The sequence below is a fragment of the Azospirillum sp. TSO22-1 genome (genome assembly GCF_003116015.1).
Taxonomy (GTDB): Bacteria; Pseudomonadota; Alphaproteobacteria; order Azospirillales; family Azospirillaceae; genus Azospirillum.
Genome location: NZ_LGQZ01000002.1, coordinates 1 through 21,308, shown reverse-complemented (window position 1 = coordinate 21,308; position 21,308 = coordinate 1). Strand labels below are relative to the sequence as shown.

The following is a 21,308-nucleotide window of genomic DNA, read 5'->3' as shown; positions in this document are numbered from 1 at the left end:
AAGTGACGCGACTTACGCCACCACCTTCTCAGAAATCGCCTTCTCGATCGCCTCGACCGCGGCGTTGGCCAGCGAGCCGTCCGGGCCGCCGGCCTGGGCCATGTCAGGACGGCCGCCGCCGCCCTTGCCGCCGCAGGCCTCGGCGCCGACGCGCACCAGATCGACCGCGCTGATGCGGCCGGTCAGGTCGTCGGTGACGCCGACGACGATGGACGCCTTGCCGTCGTTGGTCGCCACCAGCGCCACCACGCCGGAGCCGAGTTGCTTCTTCAACTCGTCGGCCATCGGCTTGAGGTCCTTGGCCGGCAGGCCGTCCACCACACGGGCGGCAAACTTCACGCCGTTGATCTCCTTGGCCGCGGAGCCGCCATCCGACTTGGCGCCGCCACCCATGGCGACCTGCCGGCGCAGATCGGCCAGTTCGCGCTCCATCTTGCGGCGCTCGTCCACCAGGGCGGCGACACGCGACGGCACCTCCTCCGGACGGACCTTGAGAGCCGAGGCGGCCTCGCCCAGCAGGTGCTCGCGCTCGGCGAGGTACCTGGCGGCGCCCTGCGCGGTCAGCGCCTCGATGCGGCGCACGCCGGCGGCCACCGCACCCTCGGCGACGATCTTGAAGATGCCGATGTCGCCAGTGCGGCGCACGTGCGTGCCGCCGCACAGCTCGACCGAGTAGTCGCGCTCCAGCTCGCCGTGCGGGCCGCCCATGGAGACGACGCGCACCTCGTCGCCGTACTTCTCGCCGAACAGCGCCATGGCGCCGGACGCCTTGGCCTCGTCCGGGCTCATCAGGCGGGTGACCACCGCGCTGTTGCCGAGGATGCGGGCGTTGACCTCCGCCTCCACCGCGGCGATGTCCGCGGCGCTGAGGCCGACCGGCTGCGAGATGTCGAAGCGCAGACGCTCCGGCGCCACCAGCGAGCCCTTCTGCGTCACGTGCTCGCCCAGGCGGTTCTGCAGCGCCTTGTGCAGCAGGTGGGTGGCCGAGTGGTTGGCGCGGATGGCGGCGCGGCGCTCCGTATCGACGCGCAGTTCGACCACGTCGCCGACCTTCAGCGTGCCCTTGGTGACGGTCCCCTGGTGCGCCCAGACGGCACCCAGCTTCTTCAGGGTGTCCTTGACCACCACCTCGACGCCGTCGGCGGAGAAGATGACGCCGGTGTCGCCGACCTGACCGCCCGACTCGGCGTAGAACGGCGTCTGGTTGACGATGACCAGCACCTCGTCGCCGACGCCGGCCTGCTCGACGCGGCCGTCGCCCTTGACGAGCGCGGTCACCTTGCCCTCGGCGACCTCGGTGTCGTAGCCGAAGAACTCGGTGGCGCCCAGCTCGTCCTTCAGTTCGAACCACAGCTTCTCGGTCGCCGCCTCGCCGGAGCCGGCCCAGGATTCGCGGGCCTTGCGGCGCTGCTCGTCCATGGCCGCCTTGAAGCCGGCCTCGTCCACCGGGCGGCCCTTGGCGCGCAGCACGTCCTGCGTCAGGTCGAGGGGGAAGCCGTAGGTGTCGTACAGCTTGAACGCCACGTCGCCGGGCAGCGCGGCGTTGCCGTCGAGCCGGCCCTCCTCCTCCTCCAGCAGCTTCAGGCCGCGCTCCAGCGTCTGCTTGAAGCGGGTCTCCTCCAGCTTGAGGGTCTCGACGATCAGCGCGCGGGCGCGCACCAGCTCGGGGTAGGCGTCGCCCATCTGCTGGACCAGCGCCGGGACGAGGCGGTGCATCAGCGGCTCGCGGGCGCCCAGCATGTGGGCGTGGCGCATGGCGCGGCGCATGATGCGGCGCAGCACGTAGCCGCGGCCCTCGTTCGACGGCAGCACGCCGTCGGCGATCAGGAACGAGGTCGAGCGCAGGTGGTCGGCGATCACCCGGTGCGACACCGCCTGCGCGCCGTCCGGCGAGGTCTTGGTCGCCTCGGCCGAGGCGACGATCAGCGCCCGCATCAGGTCGATGTCGTAGTTGTCGTGCTTGCCCTGGAGGACGGCGGCGAGGCGCTCCAGGCCCATGCCGGTGTCGATCGAGGGCTTGGGCAGCGGGACGAGGTTGTCCGGCCCGAGCTGCTCGTACTGCATGAACACGAGATTCCAGATCTCGATGAAGCGGTCGCCGTCCTGATCCTCGGAGCCCGGCGGGCCGCCCTGCACCTGCGGGCCGTGGTCGAAGAAGATCTCCGAGCACGGGCCGCACGGGCCGGTGTCGCCCATGCGCCAGAAATTGTCGTCGGTCGGGATGCGGATGATCTTCTCGTCGGGCAGGCCGGCGATCTTGCGCCACAGCGCGGCGGCGTCCTCGTCCGAGGTGTGGACGGTCACCGTCAGCTTGTCGGCCGGCAGGCCGAACTCCTTGGTGATCAGCCCCCAGGCCATCTCGATGGCGCCTTCCTTGAAGTAGTCGCCGAACGAGAAGTTGCCGAGCATCTCGAAGAAGGTGTGGTGGCGCGCCGTGTAGCCGACGTTGTCCAGGTCGTTGTGCTTGCCGCCGGCGCGCACGCACTTCTGCGAGGTGGCGGCGCGCTTGTACGGACGGGACTCGGCACCCGTGAACACGTTCTTGAACTGCACCATGCCGGCGTTGGTGAACATCAACGTCGGGTCGTTGCGCGGCACCAGCGGCGACGAGTCCACCTTCTGGTGGCCGTGCTTGGCGAAGTAGTCCAGGAACGTGGTGCGGATGTCGTTGGCGGTCTGCATGGGATCGTCAGGCTCCGGTGCGCGGATCGGGCCGAAAATAGGCCGAACGGGTGCTTTTAGCGTGACTTGGGGTGGCTGTCCACACAAGGCCAGCGGCGGATGAGACGCCGTGAAACGCTATGAAACGGCTGGTAGGGGGTGGTTGCATTCGCCTTGGATCCTCGGCGGCACCCTCACCCGGCGCTGCGCGCCACCCTCTCCCGGGGCGGGAGAGGGGATAGGCCCGCAACTGACGCTGTGCAGGGCCCCCTCACCCTAACCCTCTCCCCAGAGGGGATAAAAGGAAAGGCGCCGCCTTTTGGGCAGCGCCTTCTTGTCCCGGGATCCAAGGGCCGACCGGCCCTTGGTGGGGTGCGCGAGGGGCAAGGCCCCTCGCCGGTCACTCCGGCGTGGACGCGTCGCCGTCGGTCTCCGGGGTGCCCATCATGGCGTCGGCGACGAGGCCGGCGTTGCCGCGGATCTTGTCCTCGATGGACTTCGCCGTGTCGGGGTTGTTGCGCAGATACGTCTTGGCGTTCTCGCGGCCCTGGCCGATGCGGGTGCCGTCGTAGCTGAACCACGCGCCCGACTTCTCGACCACGCCGGCCTGGATGCCCAGGTCGAGCAGCTCGCCCACCTTCGACACGCCCTCGCCGTACATGATGTCGAACTCGACCACGCGGAACGGCGGGGCCATCTTGTTCTTCACCACCTTGACTCGGGTCTGGTTGCCGACCACCGTCTCGCGGTCCTTGATGGCGCCGATGCGGCGGATGTCCAGGCGGACCGAGGCGTAGAACTTCAGCGCGTTGCCGCCCGTCGTGGTCTCCGGGTTGCCGAACATCACGCCGATCTTCAGGCGAATCTGGTTGATGAAGATCACCAGGCAGCGCGACTTCGAGATCGAGCCGGTCAGCTTGCGCAGCGCCTGGCTCATCAGGCGGGCGTGCAGGCCGACGTGGCTGTCGCCCATCTCGCCCTCCAGCTCGGCGCGCGGCACCAGCGCCGCCACGGAGTCGACCACCAGCACGTCGATGGCGCCGGAGCGCACCAGCGTGTCGGCGATCTCCAGCGCCTGCTCGCCGGCGTCGGGCTGCGAGATCAGCAGCTCATCGACGTTCACGCCCAGCTTGCGCGCGTAGGTCGGGTCGAGCGCGTGCTCCGCGTCCACGAAGGCGCAGGTGCCGCCGTTCTTCTGGGCCTGGGCGATGGCGTGCAGCGCCAGCGTGGTCTTGCCCGAGCTTTCCGGCCCGTAGATCTCGATGATGCGGCCGCGCGGCAGGCCGCCGATGCCGAGGGCGATGTCGAGGCCGAGCGAACCCGTCGAGATCACCTCCGTCTCGACCGTCGCCTCGCGCGCCCCGAGCTTCATGATCGAGCCCTTGCCGAAGGCGCGCTCGATCTGGCTCAGCGCGGCGTCCAGGGCCTTCTGCTTGTCCATGGAGTCCTTTTCCACCAATCGGAGCTGTGCGGACGACGACATTGCCCGTTTCCCTTCCTCAGTTCAACACGGTCATCTGGCTGGGGTGCAGGGCTTAATGTACTCTCTTTGTTCCTGTTCGCAAGGGCGTTTTCACGGAACGTTCCGGTTTTTGGAGAGGGAATTGTTTGTGTGAGAATGTCAATGCGGCGTGGGGTCGCGTTTCCCTCTCCCGTCCCGGGAGAGGGTGGCCGCCGCAGGCGGCCGGGTGAGGGTAGCGCGAGGATCCTTGGATTTACCCTCACCCTCCCGCGCTCCGCGCGGGCCCCTCCCTCTCCCGGGGCGGGAGAGGGGTTCTAACCCTTGATGACTTCCTTCACCTTCGACGCCAGCTGCTTCAGGGAGAACGGCTTGGGCAGGAAGTGGGCGGCGTTGTCGCCGCCGTCCAGCTCGTCCTTGAAGCGGTCCTCGGCGTAGCCGGAGATGAAGATCACCTTCATGTCCGGGCGCATCTTGCGCACGTTGCGGGCCAGCGTCGGGCCGTCCATCTGCGGCATCACCACGTCGGTGATCATCAGGTCCACCTTGGCGCCCTCCGTGGTCAGGAGCTGCATGGCGGCCTCGCCGTTCTTCGCCTCGACGACCTGGTAGCCCTTGTTGCGCAGCGCGCGGGCGGAGAACACGCGCACCGCGTCCTCGTCCTCGACCAGCAGGATGGTGCCGGAGCCGGTGAGGTCGCTGCCGCGGCGCTCGCGCGGCTCGGTCTCGACGGGCCGCGACTCGCCCTGGTGGCGCGGCAGCAGGATGGAGAACTTCGCCCCCTCCCCCGGCGCCGAATCGACGAAGATGAAGCCGCCGGTCTGCCGCACGATGCCGTACACGGTGGACAGGCCGAGGCCGGTGCCGGAGCCGACCTCCTTGGTGGAGAAGAACGGCTCGAAGATGCGCTGCAGGTTCTCCTTGGGGATGCCGTGGCCGGTGTCGATGACGTCGATGGAGACGTACTCGCCGGCCGGGATGATCTCGTGCTCGCGGCGCTCCGGCGTGGTGACGGTGTAGTTGGAGGTGGCGACGGTCAGCTTGCCGCCGCCGGGCATGGCGTCGCGGGCGTTGACCACGAGGTTGATGATCACCTGCTCCAGCTGGTTCTGGTCCACCTTGATGAGGCCGAGGTCGCGGCCGTGCAGCATGCGCAGCTCGATGTTCTCGCCGATCAGGCGGCGCAGCAGGTTCGACAGCTCGGCCAGCACGTCGGTGACGTTGAGGATGCGCGGCTGCAGGGTCTGCTGGCGCGAGAAGGCGAGGAGCTGGCGCACCAGGTTGGCGGCGCGGTTGGCGTTCTGCTTGATCTGCATGATGTCGCTGAACGACTGGTCGCCGGGCTTGTGGCGCAGCAGCAGCAGGTCGCAGAAGCCGATCATCGCGGTCAGCAGGTTGTTGAAGTCGTGCGCCACGCCGCCGGCCAGCTGGCCGACCGCCTGCATCTTCTGGCTTTGTGCGAACTGCGCCTCGAGGTTCTTGCGCTCCGTCATGTCGATGAAGTGCAGGATCAGGCCGGCGCCGCCCTCGCTGCCCACCCCGCCGAGGCGCCGCGCGTAGAGCTGCACCACGAGGTCGCGGCCGGCCGTCATGCGCACCTCCAGGGGTGCCTCGGGGTCGTGGCCGCGGACCACGCTGGTCAGCCGCTCGGCCACCATCTCGCGCTCCTTCGGCTCGATCAGGTCGGCGAAGGGGCGGCCGATCACCTGCGGCCCCTCGGCGCCGATCAACGCCAGGAAGGCGTGGTTGCACTCCGACAGGACGCCCGATTCGTTGAGCAGCGCGATGCCCACCGGCGCGTCCTCGAAGAAGCGCTGGAAGCGCTGCTCGGACAGGCGCAGGGCTTCCTGCCACTCGCGCTCCGGCGTCAGGTCGCGGATTACCGAGCGGGTGTGCACCGTCCTGCCGTCGTCGGAGACCACCACCGTCTGCGCCGCCGAGGCCTGGAAGCGCCGGCCCTGCAGGCCGCGCATGGCCAGCTCGCCGCGCTGCTCGGCGCCGCCGCCGTCGAACAGGTCGTAGGGCTTGGCGTTGCGCGGCGGGCCGGCCAGCACGTCGTGCAGGGTGCGGCCGGCGTCCACCAGGTCGCGCGGGGTGCAGCCCAGCCACTTGGCCAGCGTGGCGTTGACGAACAGGAAGACGCCGTCCTGGTCCACCGAGAAGAAGCCGACCGGCGCGTGGTCCATGAAGTCCACGAGCTTGGCCTGCTCGCGCAGCATGACGTGCTCGAGTTCCCGGCGCGCGGTGATGTCCTCGACGCGCCAGTGCACGGCGCCGGGGAAGGCGGCGATCGGCTGCGCCTGGACGCGGCGCCATTCCGGATTCCGCCCCTCGCGCAGCACGGTCAGCTCGGCCGCCGCGGGGATGCCGGCGCGGGCGCGCTCGCGCACGCGGGTGAACTCGGACAGGCTGTCGGGGTCGGAGCCGAGCTGGCGTTCCAGCGCCTGCAGGGGCGCCTCGCCGGGGGCGGCGTCGACCAGGGTGCGGAAGGCGCTGTTGACGAACACGGCGCCGCCGATGGCGTCGGTGACCAGCTGGCCACTGCCCAGCCCCTCCAGCGCGCCGGTCAGCAGCGCCTCGTCGTGCGCCACGCGACGGCGCAGCCGGGCGGCGCGCACGCCCAGCGCCACGATGCCGGCCGCCGCCAGCGCGGTGCCGGCCCAGGCCAGCGCGTCCAGGCCGAGCGCCAGCCCGGCCGCCATCGCCGCCAGACCGCCGCCGGCGGCCAGCTGCATGGCGGCCGCCAGGAGCGAGCCCGGCGCGGCCCCGGCCCGGCCGCGCGCCGGACGCAAAGCCCCCTCCACCATGGACGATGCTTCGTTCACCCGTGAATACCCGCAACGGTTCGCCGAGGCATCCGTCAGCCCCCGACCGAACGCCCTTTCAACTTGAAAACATAGGTGATGAGTTCCGCCACCGCACGATAATGTTCGCCGGGAATCTCCTCGTCGATCTCGACCGTGGCGTAGAGCGCGCGGGCTAGCGGCGGGTTCTCGACGATGGGAACGTCGGATTCCTTCGCAATCTCACGGATCTTCAGGGCGATGACATCGACGCCCTTGGCCAGCACGGTGGGCGCCCCCATGCTTTCGGGGTCATACTTCAGAGCCACGGCGTAGTGGGTCGGGTTGGTCACCACCACGTCGGCGTGCGGCACGTTGGCCATCATGCGCTTGCGCGTGCGCTCCATGCGCAGCTGGCGGACCCTGGCCTTGACCATGGGATCGCCTTCCTGCTGCTTGTACTCGTCCTTCACCTCCTGCTTGGTCATCTTCATCTGCTTGTTGTAGGTGTGGCGCTGCCAGAAGATGTCGCCGCCGGCGATCAGCGTCAGCACCGCCAGCACGCCCACGAACAGGCGGTAGGTCAGTTCCTTCATCTCGGCCAGCAGGGCCATGACGTCGATGCCGGTGAAGTGCTCGACCGAGGTCACCATCGGCAGCAGCGCGAAGTAGGCGACGCCGCCCACCACCGCCATCTTGGCGATGCCCTTCACCAGCTCGATCAGCTGGTTGATGCTGCCGAACACCCGCTTGAAGCCGGCCAGCGGGCTGATCTTCTCCAGGTTGGGGACGATCTTCTCCCACACCACGATCCAGCCGGTCTGCGCGATCGAGCCGAGCACGCCGGCGATCAGCAGCAGCAGCACCGGCAGCCACAGCGCCCAGAAGATGTCCTTCGCCGCGCGCAGCAGCAGCATGCCGGCGTTGCCGCGGTCGATGGTCATCTCGTGGATGTGCTCGATGTAGAAGGCCAGCCGCCGCTGCAGCCCCGCCGCCGTCCCCGGCAGCACCCCGATCAGCAGCACCAGCGCCGCCGCCAGCATCAGCCAGTTGTGGATCTCGCGGCTGACCGGGAAGCTGCCCTTGCGGTGCGCGTCGTCGAGCTTCTTGGCTGTCGGCTCTTCTGTTTTGGAGGCGTCATCGGCGTCTTCGGACATGGGCTCCCCTCACGTCCTCAGGCCGGATTCAGGAATTCGATGAAGGTGGACTCGAAGTAGCCCAGCCAGAACATCATCATCGCCGACAGCGTGATGGCGAACAGGAACAGGCCGAGCGCCACCTGCGTCGACATGAACAGGAAGAACACCTGGATCTGCGGCGCCAGCTTGTTCAGCAGGCCCAGCGCCAGCGCGAACATGATGCCGGTGACGATGAACGGCGCGCACATCTGCAGACCGATGACGAAACTCTTTGCCACCAGCCGGCCGATCATGTTGGCCATGTCGTTGATCGGCAGCGCCGCCCCCGGCCGGAACAGCGTGTAGCTGTCCACCACCGCCATGATCATGACGTGGTGCAGGTTGGTCAGGAAGATCAGCAGCAGCCCCAGCCAGCCGAGCAGCGCCGCCGGCAGCGTGCCCTGCGACGCCATCGCCGGGTTGAAGATCTGCGCGTTGGCGAGGCCCGACTGCGTGGCGATGACCGAGCCCGCCACCTCCAGCGCGCTGAACAGCAGGCGCGCCACGGTGCCGAGGAAGACGCCCACGGTGATCTCGCCGATCATCAGCGTGGTCAGCCGCAGCACGTGCGTCGGCTCCGCCGGCAGCTGCGGGCGCAGCACGGGGGAGACCACGAAGGTGACGGCCACCGCCAGCAGCAGGCGCGTGCGCGTCGACACGAACTGGTCGCCGAAGCCCGGCATCGCCATGAACGCCGCGCCGATGCGCATGAAGACGATGATCCAGACGTAGAGCTGGTCGCCGACGAGGACCTGGAGCGCGCCCATCAGTGCGTGCCGATGGCGACGATCCGGTCGGCGACCTCCGCCTGGAAGAAGTGCACCAGCTCGTTCAGCATGTAGGGCATCAGCAGGATCGACAGGCCGAACACCACCAGCACCTTCGGCACCATGGCCAGCGTCTGCTCGCTGATCTGGGTCACCGCCTGGAACACCGAGATGACCGTGCCCAGCACCATCTCGATCAGCAGGATCGGTCCCGCCACCATCAGCAGGGTGATGATCGAGGTGCGGCAGATCTCGACGACATCGGTTTCATTCATGGGGTTTCGTTCATGGCACTTCGGTCGTAAGGGAGCCCCGGCGCGCCGTCAGATCGGCATGCGCAGGATTTCCTGGTAGGCGCCGATCACCTTGTCGCGGATGTTGGTGGCGGCCTGCAGGGTCATTTCGGCGTTGGTCACCGCCTGCACCACGTCGGCGATGTCGGCCTGGCCGACGGCGGCCTTGGCGGTCAGCGCCTCGCCCTTCTTCAGGGTGTCGATGCCGTCCTTCGCCGCCTCCTGGAGCAGCGCGCCGAAGCTCGGCCCCTCGTCGCGCGGGGTCATGCCCACGCCGGAGGTCTTCAGCGCGGTGCTGGCGTAGGCGGCGGCGGCGTTGGCGACGTTGGCGACCATGGCGGTGTTCCCCGGAATTCAGGCTATCAGGTGCGCAGCAGTTCGACGGTGCGGTTCAGCATGGTGCGCGACGCCTCGATGACCGACAGGTTGGCCTCGTAGGAGCGCTGCGCCTCGCGCATGTCCATCGCCTCGACCAGCGTGTTGACGTTCGGCATCAGCACGTAGCCCTCCGAATCCGCGCTGGGATGCGTCGGGTCGTACTTGCGCTGGAAGTCGCTCTTGTCCACGCCGATCTTGTTGACGCGCACGGTGTCCACGCCGGCCTGCCGGTCCAGCATGTTCTGGAAGGTGACGACCTTGCGCCGGTACGGCATGTCGCCCGGCGTCTCCGACGTGGTGTTGGCGTTGGCGAGGTTCTCGGCGATGACCTTCAGGCGCGTGCCCTGCGCCTTCATGCCCGCCGCCGACACCGTCATGGCCTTGTAGAGATCCATCCGACCCTCCGCCCTTATCCTTGAACCTCAGTGGGCATCCTATTGGCCACCACGGCCGATCGCGGTCTTCAGCAGACCGACCTGCTTCTTGTAGAGGTTGGTGATCGTCTGGTAGTCCATGCTGTTCTGGGACAGCTTCATCATCTGCTCTTCGATGACGACGTTGTTGCCGTCCGGCGCGGTTTCGTACGGGTTGCGCACCCGCTGTTCCTTGTTGCTGCCGCCGGCCGGCACCGTGCCGTTGAGGTGGGTCGCGCTGGTGGCGGTCGGGGTCAGGCGGCGGCTGTCGGCCAGCGCGTCGCGGAAGTTGAAGGGCTTGAGGTCGCGGCCCTTGTATTCCGGCGTGTCGGCGTTGGCGATGTTCTGCGCGACGACCTCCTGGCGCTGGGTCAGCCAGTCCATCTTCCGCGACATGAGCTTGAAAAGCCCGAGGTTGCTGAGGTCCATGGCGCCCTGCCCCGTCCACCAGGGGTGATCCCGTCCCGCACCGGCGCGGGACGCCCGGCACACCGGGTCATTCCGATCCTCGCCGTTCTTCGTTAACAAAGCCTGAATATTTGGCATTTGACGCAATTTGCCGGGAGTTCCCGGCTCCGCTCGCACCACGTCCGAAATGGGTAAAACGATCGGGCGGGTGTCCGTCCGCCGATGCCCCATGCTACGGTCTGGCCAGCGGGAAATTTCTGAATTACCGCAATACCATAGCCGAACTGAGGGTTTTGGCGCAAGTACGGGAGAAGTCTTCGATGGCCGGTCCGATCGATGTCCGCGCGGACCTGCGTGGTCTCGACATCCCACTTGAGCGCGACATCTTACTGTGCTCGCTGTACGTGCGAACCGCTCCCGGCAACCGGCACTGACCCCGCGATGAGCACGGTGATCCACACCAATATGGCGGCCACGCTTCCCGAGGCCGCCGGGCACGCCGCCGCCGAGGGCGTCATCGACCTGCTGCCGGAACCCGCGGCGCTGGTCGGCGGCGACGGCCGCATCCTGCACGCCAACGGCGCCTTCGCCGCCCACCTCGGGCAGCCGCGCGGCGCGCTGGCGGGCCGGCCGCTGGCCGAGCTGTCCACCGCCCCGGCAAACGAGCTGGCGGCCTACCTGGGGCGCTGCGCCGGCACCCTGCAGCCGATCCCCGGCGGGCTGGCGCTGCGCGGCGCCGAGGGTGCCGACACACACCTCGTCTGCGAGGGCGCCGCGGTGCGCGGAGCATCCGGCGCCGTGCTGCTGCGCTGCCGGCCGCGCCCGCAGGCGGCGCCGAGCTTCGCCGTGCTGACCGAGAAGGTCCACGCGCTGACCCGCGAGGTGCTGCGCCGCAAGGACCTGGAGGCCGGGCTGCGCCGCAGCGAGGAGCGCCTGCGCCTCGCCGTCGCGCTGGCGCGGCTGGGAACGTGGGACCTCGACCTCGCCGACGACACCATGATCGTGTCCGAGCGCTGCCGGGTGCTGCGCGGCCTGCCGCAGAACGTTCCGGTCGGATCGCCGATGGACCGCGCGGTGTTCGAGGCGACCATCCACCCCGCCGACCGCCACATCCGCGCCGAGGCGATCGCCGGCATCCTGGCCGACGAGACCCCCGACTACACGGTGGAGTACCGGGTGCTGCACCCGACCGACCCGATGGAGCACTGGGTGGCCGAGAGCGGCCGGGCGGCGTTCGAGGACGGCATGCCGGTGCGGCTGTTCGGCACCACGCTGGACATCACCCAGGAGCGCCGCGCCGCCGAGCACCAGCGGCTGCTGATCAACGAGCTGAACCACCGGGTGAAGAACACGCTGGCGACGGTGCAGTCGATCGCCATGCAGACGCTGCGGCACACCCCGGCGCCCGAGGCGTTCCGCGCCGCCTTCACCAGCCGCCTGGCGGCGCTGTCGCAGGCGCACAACCTGCTGACCGAGACGCAATGGCTGGGCGCCGATCTGCGCACGCTGATCGAACTGGAGACCGCCCCCCACGAAACCGCGGAACGGAGCCGCGTGCGGCTGTCCGGGCCGCCGCTGCGCATCGGCCCGAAGGCGGCGGTGGCCTTCAGCCTCGCCTTCCACGAGCTGGCCACCAACGCCGCCAAGTACGGCGCGCTGTCCGTCCCGCAGGGCTGGATCGAGGTGACGTGGTCGCTGGCCGACGCCGGCGGCGGCGAACGCCGGCTGGAGGTGCGGTGGCGCGAGCGCGACGGCCCGCCGGTGGCGCCGCCGACGCGGCGCGGCTTCGGCTCGCGCGTCATCGAGCAGGGCTTGGCCTACGACCTGAACGGCAGCATCCAACTGGCCTTCGAGCCGGAGGGCGTGCGCTGCGCCATCAGCGTGCCGTACCGGGCGCTGGAGCGGGACGGCCAAGAGTGAACGCCGATACCGGGACAGAGCCCGCCGGCCCGCTGGCCGGGCGCCGGATCCTCGTGGTCGAGGACGAGGCGCTGGTCGCCATGATGATCGCCGACACGCTGGCCGACCAGGGCTGCGAGGTGGTCGGCCCGGTGGCGACGACGCGCGACGCGCTGAGGCTGCTGGACGCCACCCCGGTGGACGGCGCCACGCTGGACATCAACCTGACGCACGAGGAGGTGCTGCCGGTGGCCGAGGCGCTGGACGCCCGCCGCATCCGCTTCGTGCTGGTCACCGGCTACGACCAGGAGAACGTCCTGCGCCGCTACCGCCGCTGGCCGATGGTGCAGAAGCCGTTCACCGAGGCCTCGCTGGTGCGCGGGCTGACGCGGGCGCTGGAGGGCTGAGCCCGGACCAGATGCCGCAGTTGTCCGACCGCGACGCTGTGGTACTGTACGGGCCGCAACGATCGCCCGACCGGAGCCCATGCGCTTGCCCAAGTCCAGCACCCGCACCACCGACGCCGTCCCGGCCGGGACGTGGCGGCGGCTGGCCGCGGGACTGGCGGTGCTGGCGCTGCTCGCCCAGACCGCGCTGACCATCCACGCCGCCACGGCGGCGGCGGCGAGCGACCTGGACGAGATCTGCTCGGTCACGCCGGCCGCGGGCCCGGCGCAGGACGGGACTGGCAGCGCCGGAGGGCAACCGGCCGCCAAACCCGTGCACTGCCCGGTCTGCACCGCCGCGCCCGGCGCGGTCGCGCCGCCACCGCCGGCCCTGGCGCTGGCCCCGCCCCCGCCGCCGCCCGCGGCGGACCGGCTGCCGGTGGTGTCCTTCGACGTGGTGCAGCCGCCCTACATGGACGGCCCGCCGGGCCACGCGCCCCCGGCCCGCGCCTGATCCCCGACCGCCGCGGCGCCGGTGCGCCGCCGGCCGCGCTATGAGTCCGTCCAATCCTTCCTCCGCGGGACGGACCCCGGCGCGCCGCGACCGCACCGGCGCCGGCGGCTTGTCACGTCATGCGCCTCAAGCACTCTTTCGTCGTCATCCCCGCGAAAGCGGGGATCCAGGGCTCCCGGCGACGCGACTGAACCGGCTGGATCCCCGCTTTCGCGGGGATGACGGTGTTGGTGGCGTCCAGGAGCACAAGAAACCACAAAGGACTCCGCCATGAAGGTTCTGCCCACGCTGGCCGCGCTGTGCGCGCTGGCCCTCTCCGCCCCGGCCGTCGCCGCCGACATCGCCGTCTCGTCGCCGTGGGCCCGCGCCAGCGCGCCGAACGCGCCGAACGGCGCCTGCTACCTGGAGATCGTCAACACCGGCAAGGAGCCGGACCGCGTGGTCTCGGCCAGCAGCCCGGTCGCCGACAAGGCCGAGCTGCACACCCACCTGATGGACAACGGCGTCATGAAGATGCGCCCGGTCGAGGCCTTCGAGGTCGCCCCCGGCGAGCCGCAGGTGCTGCGCCCCGGCGGCAACCACATCATGCTGATGGGGCTGAAGCAGCCGCTGAAGCCCGGCGCCAGCTTCCCGGTGACGCTGACCTTCGCCAAGGCCGGCGCCGTCACCGTCGAGGTGCCGGTGCAGGAGGCCGGCGCCATGACGGCGCCCGGCGCGCACTCCATGCATCCGGGCGCCCCGGCGCAGCACGGCCAGCCCATGCACCCCATGCCCCAGGGCGGTCAGCACAAGACCAACTGACGCACGGAAACCCCGGACGGCGCCAAGCCGTCCGGGGCGAAGTCGAGAAACGCGGGGCGTACCTGTTTGAAATGCGACGGAACACCGCCATAACCGGGCGGCTCCGTCGCTTCAACCACGTCCGGGCGCCGCCGTCACCCCTGTCCGGAAGGTCAGGGGGCGGGCTCCCGGCGGCCGATCAGTGGCCGTGCGCGACCTTGGCGCCTTCCTTCAACGCGAAATGGCGCGAGCAGTACGGGCAGTCGACGCGGCCTTCCTTGCCGAGCGTCAGATAGACCAGCGGATGCCCGAGGGCGCCGCCGCCGCCGTCGCAGCCGACCGTCTCCGTCTCGACCTGGATCGTTTCGATGGGCTGCATGGGATCCTCCCCCCTTTTGACACACACTTCGGATCGACCCGGCGCTAAGATGCGGTGGGGTGCGGCGGGATCATACCGATCGCGCATTTCCAATCAATGGTCTTAAACTCACCGGACGTGACCTTTTCCGCGAGCCCGACCGACGCCATGGCCGAGACCACCGTTCCCGTGTCCCCCATCCCGCTGCCCGCCAACGCCGTGGAGATCCGCGGCCTGACCAAGGTGTACCAGGGCTCCGGCCGCTCCGGCCCGAAGCACGCGCTGAAGGGGATCGACCTGACGATCCCGCGCGGCTCGCTGTTCGGGCTGCTGGGGCCGAACGGCGCCGGCAAGTCGACGCTGATCAACATCATGGCCGGGCTGGTCAACAAGACCGCCGGCGAGGTCCGCATCTGGGGCACCGACATCGACATCAGCCCGCGGCAGGCCCGCGCGTCGATCGGCGTGGTGCCGCAGGAACTCAACATGGACCCGTTCTTCACGCCACGCGAGATGCTGGAGCTGCAGGCCGGCCTCTACGGCGTGCCGAAGGGCGAGCGCCGCACCGACGAGCTGCTGGCCGCCGTTGGCCTGTCCGACAAGGCGAACGCCTACGCCCGGACGCTGTCGGGCGGCATGAAGCGGCGCCTGATGGTGGCCAAGGCCATGGTGCACACGCCGCCGGTGCTGGTGCTCGACGAGCCGACCGCGGGGGTGGACATCGAGCTGCGCCGCCTGCTGTGGGAGCACGTGCGCCGCCTGAACAAGGCCGGCACCACGGTGCTGCTGACCACGCACTACCTCCAGGAGGCGGAGGAGCTGTGCGACACCATCGCCATCATCAACCACGGCGAGGTCGTCGCCTGCGAGCCCAAGACGCAGCTGCTGCGCCGGGTGGACGCCAAAGCCGTGACCTTCGAGCTGGACCGCGACCTGGACGCCGTGCCCGAGCCGCTGGCCGCGCTGCACGCCGAGCTGACCGAGCCGCGCCGCCTCGTGGTCCGCTACCAGCCGAGCCGGCAGAAGGCCGACGCCATCCTGGCGGCGGTGCGGGCGGCCGGGCTGTCCGTCGTCGATCTTTCCACCGAGGAGTCGGATTTGGAGGACATCTTCCTCCAGCTCACCGCCGGCGCCCATGACAACGAGGTATCCCGTGGCGCTGCGTGACCGGATCGCTGCCCTGGCCGTCGCTGCAACCGTTCTGGCCGGCTGCGCCGCCAACTACCAGCCGATGGGAACGAGCGTGACGCCGGCCCGCCTGACCGACACCGCCATCATCGCCGCGGACGGCGTGGCGCTGCCGCTGCGCTCCTGGCTTCCGGAGCAGCAGCCGGTGCGCGCCGCGGTCGTCGCGCTGCACGGCTTCAACGACTACTCCAGGGCGTTCGAGGGCACGGGGCGGAGCTTCGCCGACTACGGCATCGCCACCTACGCCTACGACCAGCGCGGCTTCGGCGCCGGCCGGTCGCCCGGCGTCTGGGCCGGCAAGGACACCATGATCGCCGACGCCCGCGCTGCCGTCGAGCTGGTGCGCGCCAGGCACCCCGGCGTGCCGGTCTACCTGATGGGCGAGAGCATGGGCGGGGCGGTGACGCTGGCCACCCTGACGCGCCGCGACGCGCCGAAGGTGGACGGCGCCATCCTGGTCGCCCCCGCCGTCTGGGGCCGCGAGACCATGGGCTTCTTCCCGCGCGCGGCGCTGTGGATCAGCTACAACCTGGTGCCCGGCATGACGGTGACGGCGCCCAAGGGGCTGAACATCCGGCCCTCCGACAACATCGAGATGCTGCGGGCGCTGGGCCGCGACCCGCTGGTCATCAAGGGCAGCCGCGTCGATGCGCTGGAGGGGTTGACCGACCTGATGGACGAGGCGCTGCAGGCCTGCGACCGCCTGGAGGTGCCGACGCTGGTGCTGTACGGCGCGCACGAGCAGGTGCTGCCGCCCCGGCCGGTGAAGCGCGCCATCACCGCGCTGGGCTCGAACGCCCGGCACACCGTGGCGGTCTACCCGGACGGCTACCACATGCTGCTGCGCGACCTGAAGGGCGAGACGGTGGTGCGCGACGTCGCCGCGTGGATCCGCACCCCCGACATCCCGCTGGCCAGCGGCGCCGACCGCGCCCCGCGCGAGCTGGTGGCCTCCGGCAACCGGTCGCCGTCCGGCGGCTGAGCGCTCAGGGGTCCAGCTGCGCCACGCGGCGGCCGCCGGTCGCCGGGAAGACCGGCACCGGCGCGGGACTGCTGGGCGACACGAACACCGGCACCACGTGGTAGCCCAGCGCGCAGACGCTGGACACCATGATCGCCCCCAGGCCGCCGTACAGCAGCGCCGGGCTGAGCGGCGCCACCGCGGCGCCGGACACCACGCTGCCCAGGGTCTGCGCGTTGATGACCACCGCGGCGGTGACCGCGGCCGTGCCGGCGAGCGAGCAGCCCCAGCCGATCATCCCCGAGGGCGCCGCCTGCGCGGTGGGGGATGCCAGGGCCAGCATGGATGCCAGAACGAGTGCCTTGCGCATGGAGCGGCCCGTGGTGGGATGCGGTCCGGCCATCTCAAACGATCGGCGGGGGCGGCGCAAGGGGTTTGGTGGAGGGCTCGTGGCTACAACTGCACCTGCGTGCCCAACTCGACCACGCGGTTCGGCGGGATCTTGAAGAAGTCGGTGGCCGACACCGCCGTGCGCGACATCACCACGAACAGCTTCTCGCGCCATTGCGCCATCTGCGGGTTGATGCGCGGGATCAGCGTCTCGCGGCCGAGGAAGAACGAGGTCGCCATCAGGTCGAACTCCACGCCGAACGCCTTGCACAGGCGCAGCGCCTTGGGGATGTTCGGCTCCTGCGAGAAGCCGTAGCGCACCGTCAGGCGGTAGAAGCCCTCGGCCAGCCCCTCGACCAGCACGCGGTCCTTGGCGGGGACGCGCGGCACGTCCTCGACCAGCACGGTCACGAAGATCACGCGCTCGTGCATGACCTGGTTGTGCTTCAGGTTGTGCAGCAGCGCGATCGGCACGGTGTCGCCGCTCGACGTCATGAACACGGCGGTGCCCTTGACGCGGTGGATGTCGTTGGACTTCACGGTGCGCTTGATGAACTGCTCGAGCGGCAGCGATTCCTCGGCCAGCCGGCGGGCCAGCACGGCGCGGCCGCGCCGCCACGTCGACATCAGGCCCAGCGTCATCGCCGCGATCACCAGCGGCACCCAGCCGCCGTGCGGGATCTTGATGACGTTGGCCGAGAAGAACGACAGGTCCACCGACAGGAACAGCCCGCCCAGCGCCAGGCAGGCCGGCACCGGCCAGCGCCAGCGGCGGTGCGCCACCACCAGTGCCAGGATGGTGGTGATCACCATGTCGCCGGTCACCGCGATGCCATAGGCGGCGGCGAGATTCGACGACGAGCGGAACCACACCACCAGCCCGATGGTGCCCAGCAGCAGGCCCCAGTTGGCGCGCGGGATGTAGATCTGCCCCTCCTCCTCGCTGGAGGTGTGGCGGATGTCGAGGCGCGGGCACAGGCCGAGCTGCACCGCCTGCCGGGTCAGCGAGAAGACGCCGGAGATCACCGCCTGGCTGGCGATGACGGTGGCCAGCGTCGCCAGCCCGATCATCGGGTACAGGCCCCAGTCCGGCATCAGCAGGTAGAAGGGGCTGCGCACCGCCGCCGGGTCGCCGAGCAGCAGCGCGCTCTGGCCGAAATAGTTCAGCAGCAGCGACGGCAGCACCACGTAGAACCACGCGGTGCGGATCGGGATGCGGCCGAAATGGCCCATGTCGGCGTACAGCGCCTCGCCGCCGGTGACCGCCAGCACGACCGAGCCCAGCACCAGGAAGGCGATGACGCCGTTGTTGCGGAAGAAGTTGATCGCGTACAGCGGGTTGACGGCGCCGAGGATGTGCGGCTCCTGCACCACCTCGACCAGCCCGGCGAGGCCCAGCGTGACGAACCACGCGATCATGATCGGCCCGAACAGCGTGCCGACCTTGCCGGTGCCGTGGCTCTGGATGGCGAACAGCACGATCAGGATGCAGACGGTGACCGGCACCACCATCTCGTGCAGGCCGGGCTGCGCCACCTCCAGCCCCTCGACCGCGGAGAGCACCGAGATCGCCGGGGTGATCATGCCGTCGCCGTAGAACAGCGCGGCGCCGAACAGGCCCAGCGCCATCAGCTTGGTCAGGCGGCCGGTGGCGTCGGGGCGGCTGCTGGTCGCCAGCGCCAGCAGCGACAGGATGCCGCCCTCACCCTTGTTGTCGGCGCGCATCACGAACAGCACGTACTTCACCGACACCGTGACGACCAGCGCCCACACGATCAGCGACATGATGCCGAGGATGTTCTCCGGCGTCAGCGGCAGCCCGTGCTCCGGCGAGAAACATTCGCGCAGGGTGTACAGCGGGCTGGTGCCGATGTCGCCGAAGACGACGCCGAGCGCACCGAGCGTGAGCGCCGCGAACCGGCCCTTGTCGGGCTCCGCGGCCTTCAGTGTCGTGGCGGACATGGAGTGGGGTCGGGACCTGTGGGTGGTGGGGGAGAGCCTTGAGCCCGTCGGCTGGAAACGTCGGGGACGGAAGCGTGTCTGCTAGGCGTGGCACCCTGGCCTTAGGTCGGTCGGAGCGATCATTGTAACGCGACAATTCGGCTCGAATGTCAAGCGGCACAACGCCACACGCGTTGCGGTGCACACAAACGATCGCCGCGGTTTGCTTGCCCCCACCCTCCCCGCGCCCTTCGGCGCGGGTCCCCTCCCTCCCCCGCTGCGCAGGGGAGGGCAAGGAAAGGCCCCCTCCCCTGCGCAGCGGGGGAGGGCTGGGGTGGGGGCAAGTGCGTTACAGCGTCCCGAAGCTTCGGGCGAGAGACCCCGCGATCAGGTACCAGCCGTCCACCAAGACGAAGAAGATGATCTTGAACGGGATCGCCACCATAGTCGGCGGCAGCATCATCATGCCCATCGACATCAGGATGGAGGACACCACCATGTCGATGATCAGGAAGGGCAGGAACAGCAGGAAGCCGATCTCGAACGCCCGCTTGATCTCCGAGATCATGAAGGCCGGCACCAGCACCTGCATGGGCGTGGCGATCGGCTCGGCGATGGTCTCGATGCGCGCCATGTCGGCGAACAGCTTCAGGTCCTTCTCGGCGGTGTGGCGCAGCATGAACTCGCGGAAGGGCAGCAGGGTGCGGTTGAAGGCCTCCGCCTCGCTGATCTCCTCCTTGATGAGCGGGTCGATGCCCTGGTTGTAGGAGCGCTCCAGAACCGGCGCCATGATGAAGAAGGTCAGGAACATCGCCAGCGACACCAGCACCGTGTTCGGCGGCACCTGCTGGATGCCCAGCGCCTGGCGCAGGAACGACAGCACGATGACGATGCGGGTGAACGCCGTCATCATGATGAGGATCGACGGCGCCAGCGACAGCACGGTGATCAGCGCCACCATCTGCACGATGCGGCCGGTGGTCGAGCCGCCGGCCTCGCCCATGTCGAAGGTCAGGCTCTGCGCCAGCGCCGGCCCGGCCAGCACGCCCATACCCAGCGCCAGCAGCAGCGCGAGGAGAAGCCGCGCGCGGGTCATGCCTCGCCTCCCTTCGGCGTGTCGGCCCTTGGAGTGTCGGCCTGCACGGCGGCCACCGCCTCGCGGAAGCCGGCGCGGATGCCCGGCTCGATCACCAGATCGCCGTTGCCGCTGAGCAGGATCAGGTGCTCCACCTCGTCGCGGCGCACCAGCACCAGCCGGCGCTTGGCGTCGAGCGGCGCCACCTCCACCACCGACACCCGGCGCTGCCGGCGCGGCGTCGCCGCGGCGTTGCCGAAGCCGAAGCGGCGCAGCAGCAGCGTCAGCACGAAGAACAGCGCGATGACGAAGACCAGCGCCAGCGAGAAGCGGAAATAGGTGTCGATGTCCATGGGGCCGGCGTCAGCCTTCCTCTGGCGGAGCAGCCGGGCGCCCGTAGACGGCGGCGGCCCGCTGGCGGGCGGTGTGGGTCTCGTCGCCCTGGGCCAGTTCGCGCTGGCGCGCCAGCGTGCCGGCCAGCGCGTTCAGCGCGCCGGTCAGGGCTTCCAGGTCGGGCAGCAGCGCCCTGCCCTCGTCGCGCGGCAGCGCCGCGGCGGCGGCGCACAGCGATCCCACGCGGGCGTCCAGCCCGGCGAGATCGACCAGCGCGCCCGATTCGGCCTGGGCGACGGCCTCCGCCAGCACGGCGGAGAGCGATGTCAGATCGTGGTGCAGGGTCACGGGGTGGCCTCCGGCGTGTCCGCCTTCGGCGGCAGCTTTCCGTTGGCACGGTAGACGTGCGACAGGATCTCCGCCACCGCGACGATGGCCTCCACCGGGATCTCGCTGTCCAGGTCGAGGGCCGAGAGGATCTCCACGAGGTCGGCGTCCTCGCGCACCTTCACGCCGTTGGCGAAGGCGACCTCCAGGATCTGCTCGGCGACGGCGCCGCGGCCGGTCGCCACGACCTTCGGCAGGCCCGGCTGGCCCAGCTCGTAGCTCAGCGCGACCGCCACGGGGCGCTGCGGCTTGGCGCGGGCGTTGGGGGACGGGTCGGACAAGGCAGAATCCGCCGATGAACCGTGGAAGGTCCGCGCATCCTTGCCGAACATGCTTAACGAAGAATGAAAAACCTGGGCCGCGCCGGTTTGCCGCACAACAATCCGGTAACAAAAGCTTTTCAGCGGTAGTTTTTTTGAAACACATTCCAGAGTTGTTCCGGGCTATGCTACGCCATAAGTCGGATCCGGCCGTCCGGCCAGCTGTTCGAGTCGCCACATGTTGTTCGCCGAAGGAATGCCCGCCGCGTCACTTGGAGCGCTGCCGATGAGCCAGGACACCGAGGCCCAGTACCGCAGCATCTTCGAGAACGCCGTCGAGGGCATCTACCAGACCACCATCGACGGCCGCTATCTGCGGGTGAATCCGTCGCTGGCGCGGATCTACGGCTACGACTCGGTGGCCGAGCTGGTCGAGAACCTGACCGACATCGCCGGCCAGCTGTACGTCGATCCCGGCCGGCGCGAGGCGTTCGCC

23 protein-coding genes are annotated in these 21,308 nt (G+C 69.7%); 7 read left to right on the top strand and 16 right to left on the bottom strand.

Annotation, left to right across the window (positions count from 1 at the left end):
- Positions 1-12: 12 nt before the first annotated feature.
- The 9 genes from alaS to flgB all read right to left on the bottom strand — a co-directional run bounded on the left by alaS (position 13) and on the right by flgB (position 10,361).
- The gene (gene alaS / locus TSO221_RS00275) at positions 13-2,682 is read right to left on the bottom strand and encodes an alanine--tRNA ligase (RefSeq protein WP_109116479.1); all 2,670 of its coding nucleotides are present in this window, start codon (positions 2,680-2,682) and stop codon (positions 13-15) included.
- Positions 2,683-3,061: 379 nt separating this feature from the next.
- Positions 3,062-4,144: a recombinase RecA gene (gene recA / locus TSO221_RS00270; protein ID WP_109116478.1), complete on the bottom strand. Its 1,083-nt coding sequence runs from the start codon at positions 4,142-4,144 to the stop codon at positions 3,062-3,064.
- A 293-nt stretch (positions 4,145-4,437) separates the two neighbouring features.
- Positions 4,438-6,945: a PAS domain-containing sensor histidine kinase gene (locus tag TSO221_RS00265; RefSeq protein ID WP_247877851.1), complete on the bottom strand. Its 2,508-nt coding sequence runs from the start codon at positions 6,943-6,945 to the stop codon at positions 4,438-4,440.
- A gap of 35 nt (positions 6,946-6,980) precedes the next feature.
- A complete protein-coding gene (flhB, locus tag TSO221_RS00260; protein ID WP_109116476.1) occupies positions 6,981-8,060 on the bottom strand; it encodes a flagellar biosynthesis protein FlhB in 1,080 nt (359 codons plus the stop codon).
- A 17-nt stretch (positions 8,061-8,077) separates the two neighbouring features.
- A complete protein-coding gene (fliR, locus tag TSO221_RS00255; protein WP_109116475.1) occupies positions 8,078-8,848 on the bottom strand; it encodes a flagellar biosynthetic protein FliR in 771 nt (256 codons plus the stop codon).
- Positions 8,848-9,123: a flagellar biosynthetic protein FliQ gene (locus TSO221_RS00250; RefSeq protein ID WP_109116474.1), complete on the bottom strand. Its 276-nt coding sequence runs from the start codon at positions 9,121-9,123 to the stop codon at positions 8,848-8,850. Before TSO221_RS00250 ends, fliR begins: the two co-directional genes overlap by 1 nt.
- Before the next feature lie 48 nt (positions 9,124-9,171).
- The gene (fliE, locus tag TSO221_RS00245) at positions 9,172-9,477 is read right to left on the bottom strand and encodes a flagellar hook-basal body complex protein FliE (protein ID WP_109116473.1); all 306 of its coding nucleotides are present in this window, start codon (positions 9,475-9,477) and stop codon (positions 9,172-9,174) included.
- A gap of 26 nt (positions 9,478-9,503) precedes the next feature.
- Positions 9,504-9,914 (bottom strand): flagellar basal body rod protein FlgC, encoded by a 411-nt coding sequence (gene flgC, locus TSO221_RS00240; protein WP_109116472.1) that lies wholly within the window; start codon positions 9,912-9,914, stop codon positions 9,504-9,506.
- A 39-nt stretch (positions 9,915-9,953) separates the two neighbouring features.
- Positions 9,954-10,361 (bottom strand): flagellar basal body rod protein FlgB, encoded by a 408-nt coding sequence (flgB, locus tag TSO221_RS00235; protein ID WP_109116471.1) that lies wholly within the window; start codon positions 10,359-10,361, stop codon positions 9,954-9,956.
- A gap of 420 nt (positions 10,362-10,781) precedes the next feature.
- On the opposite strand from flgB, the gene TSO221_RS00230 reads away from it, so the two are divergent.
- The 4 genes from TSO221_RS00230 to TSO221_RS00215 all read left to right on the top strand — a co-directional run bounded on the left by TSO221_RS00230 (position 10,782) and on the right by TSO221_RS00215 (position 13,940).
- A complete protein-coding gene (locus TSO221_RS00230) occupies positions 10,782-12,260 on the top strand; it encodes an HWE histidine kinase domain-containing protein (RefSeq protein ID WP_158283957.1) in 1,479 nt (492 codons plus the stop codon).
- The gene (locus TSO221_RS35250) at positions 12,257-12,646 is read left to right on the top strand and encodes a response regulator (protein WP_158283956.1); all 390 of its coding nucleotides are present in this window, start codon (positions 12,257-12,259) and stop codon (positions 12,644-12,646) included. The genes TSO221_RS00230 and TSO221_RS35250 overlap by 4 nt, the downstream gene beginning before the upstream one ends.
- Before the next feature lie 79 nt (positions 12,647-12,725).
- Positions 12,726-13,139 (top strand): DUF2946 family protein, encoded by a 414-nt coding sequence (locus tag TSO221_RS00220; protein ID WP_109116469.1) that lies wholly within the window; start codon positions 12,726-12,728, stop codon positions 13,137-13,139.
- Positions 13,140-13,409: 270 nt separating this feature from the next.
- A complete protein-coding gene (locus tag TSO221_RS00215) occupies positions 13,410-13,940 on the top strand; it encodes a copper chaperone PCu(A)C (protein ID WP_109116468.1) in 531 nt (176 codons plus the stop codon).
- Between the two features lie 178 nt (positions 13,941-14,118).
- Here the strand turns inward: TSO221_RS00215 and TSO221_RS00210 are convergent, their stop codons facing one another.
- Entirely contained in the window at positions 14,119-14,298 is a 180-nt protein-coding gene (locus tag TSO221_RS00210) for a zinc-finger domain-containing protein (protein ID WP_109116467.1), read from the bottom strand.
- Between the two features lie 147 nt (positions 14,299-14,445).
- On the opposite strand from TSO221_RS00210, the gene TSO221_RS00205 reads away from it, so the two are divergent.
- Together TSO221_RS00205 and TSO221_RS00200 are read left to right on the top strand one after the other, a co-directional pair.
- Positions 14,446-15,444, top strand: coding sequence for an ABC transporter ATP-binding protein (locus TSO221_RS00205; protein WP_109116466.1), 999 nt, complete (start codon positions 14,446-14,448; stop codon positions 15,442-15,444).
- Positions 15,431-16,447: a lysophospholipase gene (locus TSO221_RS00200; protein WP_348770242.1), complete on the top strand. Its 1,017-nt coding sequence runs from the start codon at positions 15,431-15,433 to the stop codon at positions 16,445-16,447. Before TSO221_RS00205 ends, TSO221_RS00200 begins: the two co-directional genes overlap by 14 nt.
- Before the next feature lie 4 nt (positions 16,448-16,451).
- Here the strand turns inward: TSO221_RS00200 and TSO221_RS00195 are convergent, their stop codons facing one another.
- The 6 genes from TSO221_RS00195 to TSO221_RS00170 all read right to left on the bottom strand — a co-directional run bounded on the left by TSO221_RS00195 (position 16,452) and on the right by TSO221_RS00170 (position 20,833).
- On the bottom strand, positions 16,452-16,796 hold the full coding sequence (locus tag TSO221_RS00195; protein WP_146208655.1) for a hypothetical protein: 345 nt from the start codon (positions 16,794-16,796) through the stop codon (positions 16,452-16,454).
- Positions 16,797-16,879: 83 nt separating this feature from the next.
- Positions 16,880-18,778 carry a potassium transporter Kup gene (locus tag TSO221_RS00190; RefSeq protein WP_109116464.1) on the bottom strand — a complete coding sequence of 633 codons (1,899 nt, stop codon included), beginning with the start codon at positions 18,776-18,778 and terminating at the stop codon, positions 16,880-16,882.
- 328 nt (positions 18,779-19,106) lie between these two features.
- Positions 19,107-19,853 (bottom strand): flagellar type III secretion system pore protein FliP, encoded by a 747-nt coding sequence (gene fliP / locus TSO221_RS00185; RefSeq protein ID WP_109116463.1) that lies wholly within the window; start codon positions 19,851-19,853, stop codon positions 19,107-19,109.
- A complete protein-coding gene (locus tag TSO221_RS00180) occupies positions 19,850-20,185 on the bottom strand; it encodes a flagellar biosynthetic protein FliO (protein WP_109116462.1) in 336 nt (111 codons plus the stop codon). The genes fliP and TSO221_RS00180 overlap by 4 nt, the downstream gene beginning before the upstream one ends.
- Positions 20,186-20,195: 10 nt before the next feature.
- Entirely contained in the window at positions 20,196-20,513 is a 318-nt protein-coding gene (locus tag TSO221_RS00175) for a hypothetical protein (protein WP_109116461.1), read from the bottom strand.
- A complete protein-coding gene (locus tag TSO221_RS00170) occupies positions 20,510-20,833 on the bottom strand; it encodes an EscU/YscU/HrcU family type III secretion system export apparatus switch protein (protein WP_247877850.1) in 324 nt (107 codons plus the stop codon). Before TSO221_RS00170 ends, TSO221_RS00175 begins: the two co-directional genes overlap by 4 nt.
- 265 nt (positions 20,834-21,098) lie before the next feature.
- Between TSO221_RS00170 and TSO221_RS00165 the strand changes: the two genes are divergently transcribed.
- Positions 21,099-21,308 (top strand): PAS domain S-box protein (locus TSO221_RS00165; RefSeq protein WP_146208654.1); only part of this gene is annotated, 210 nt, incomplete at its 3' end.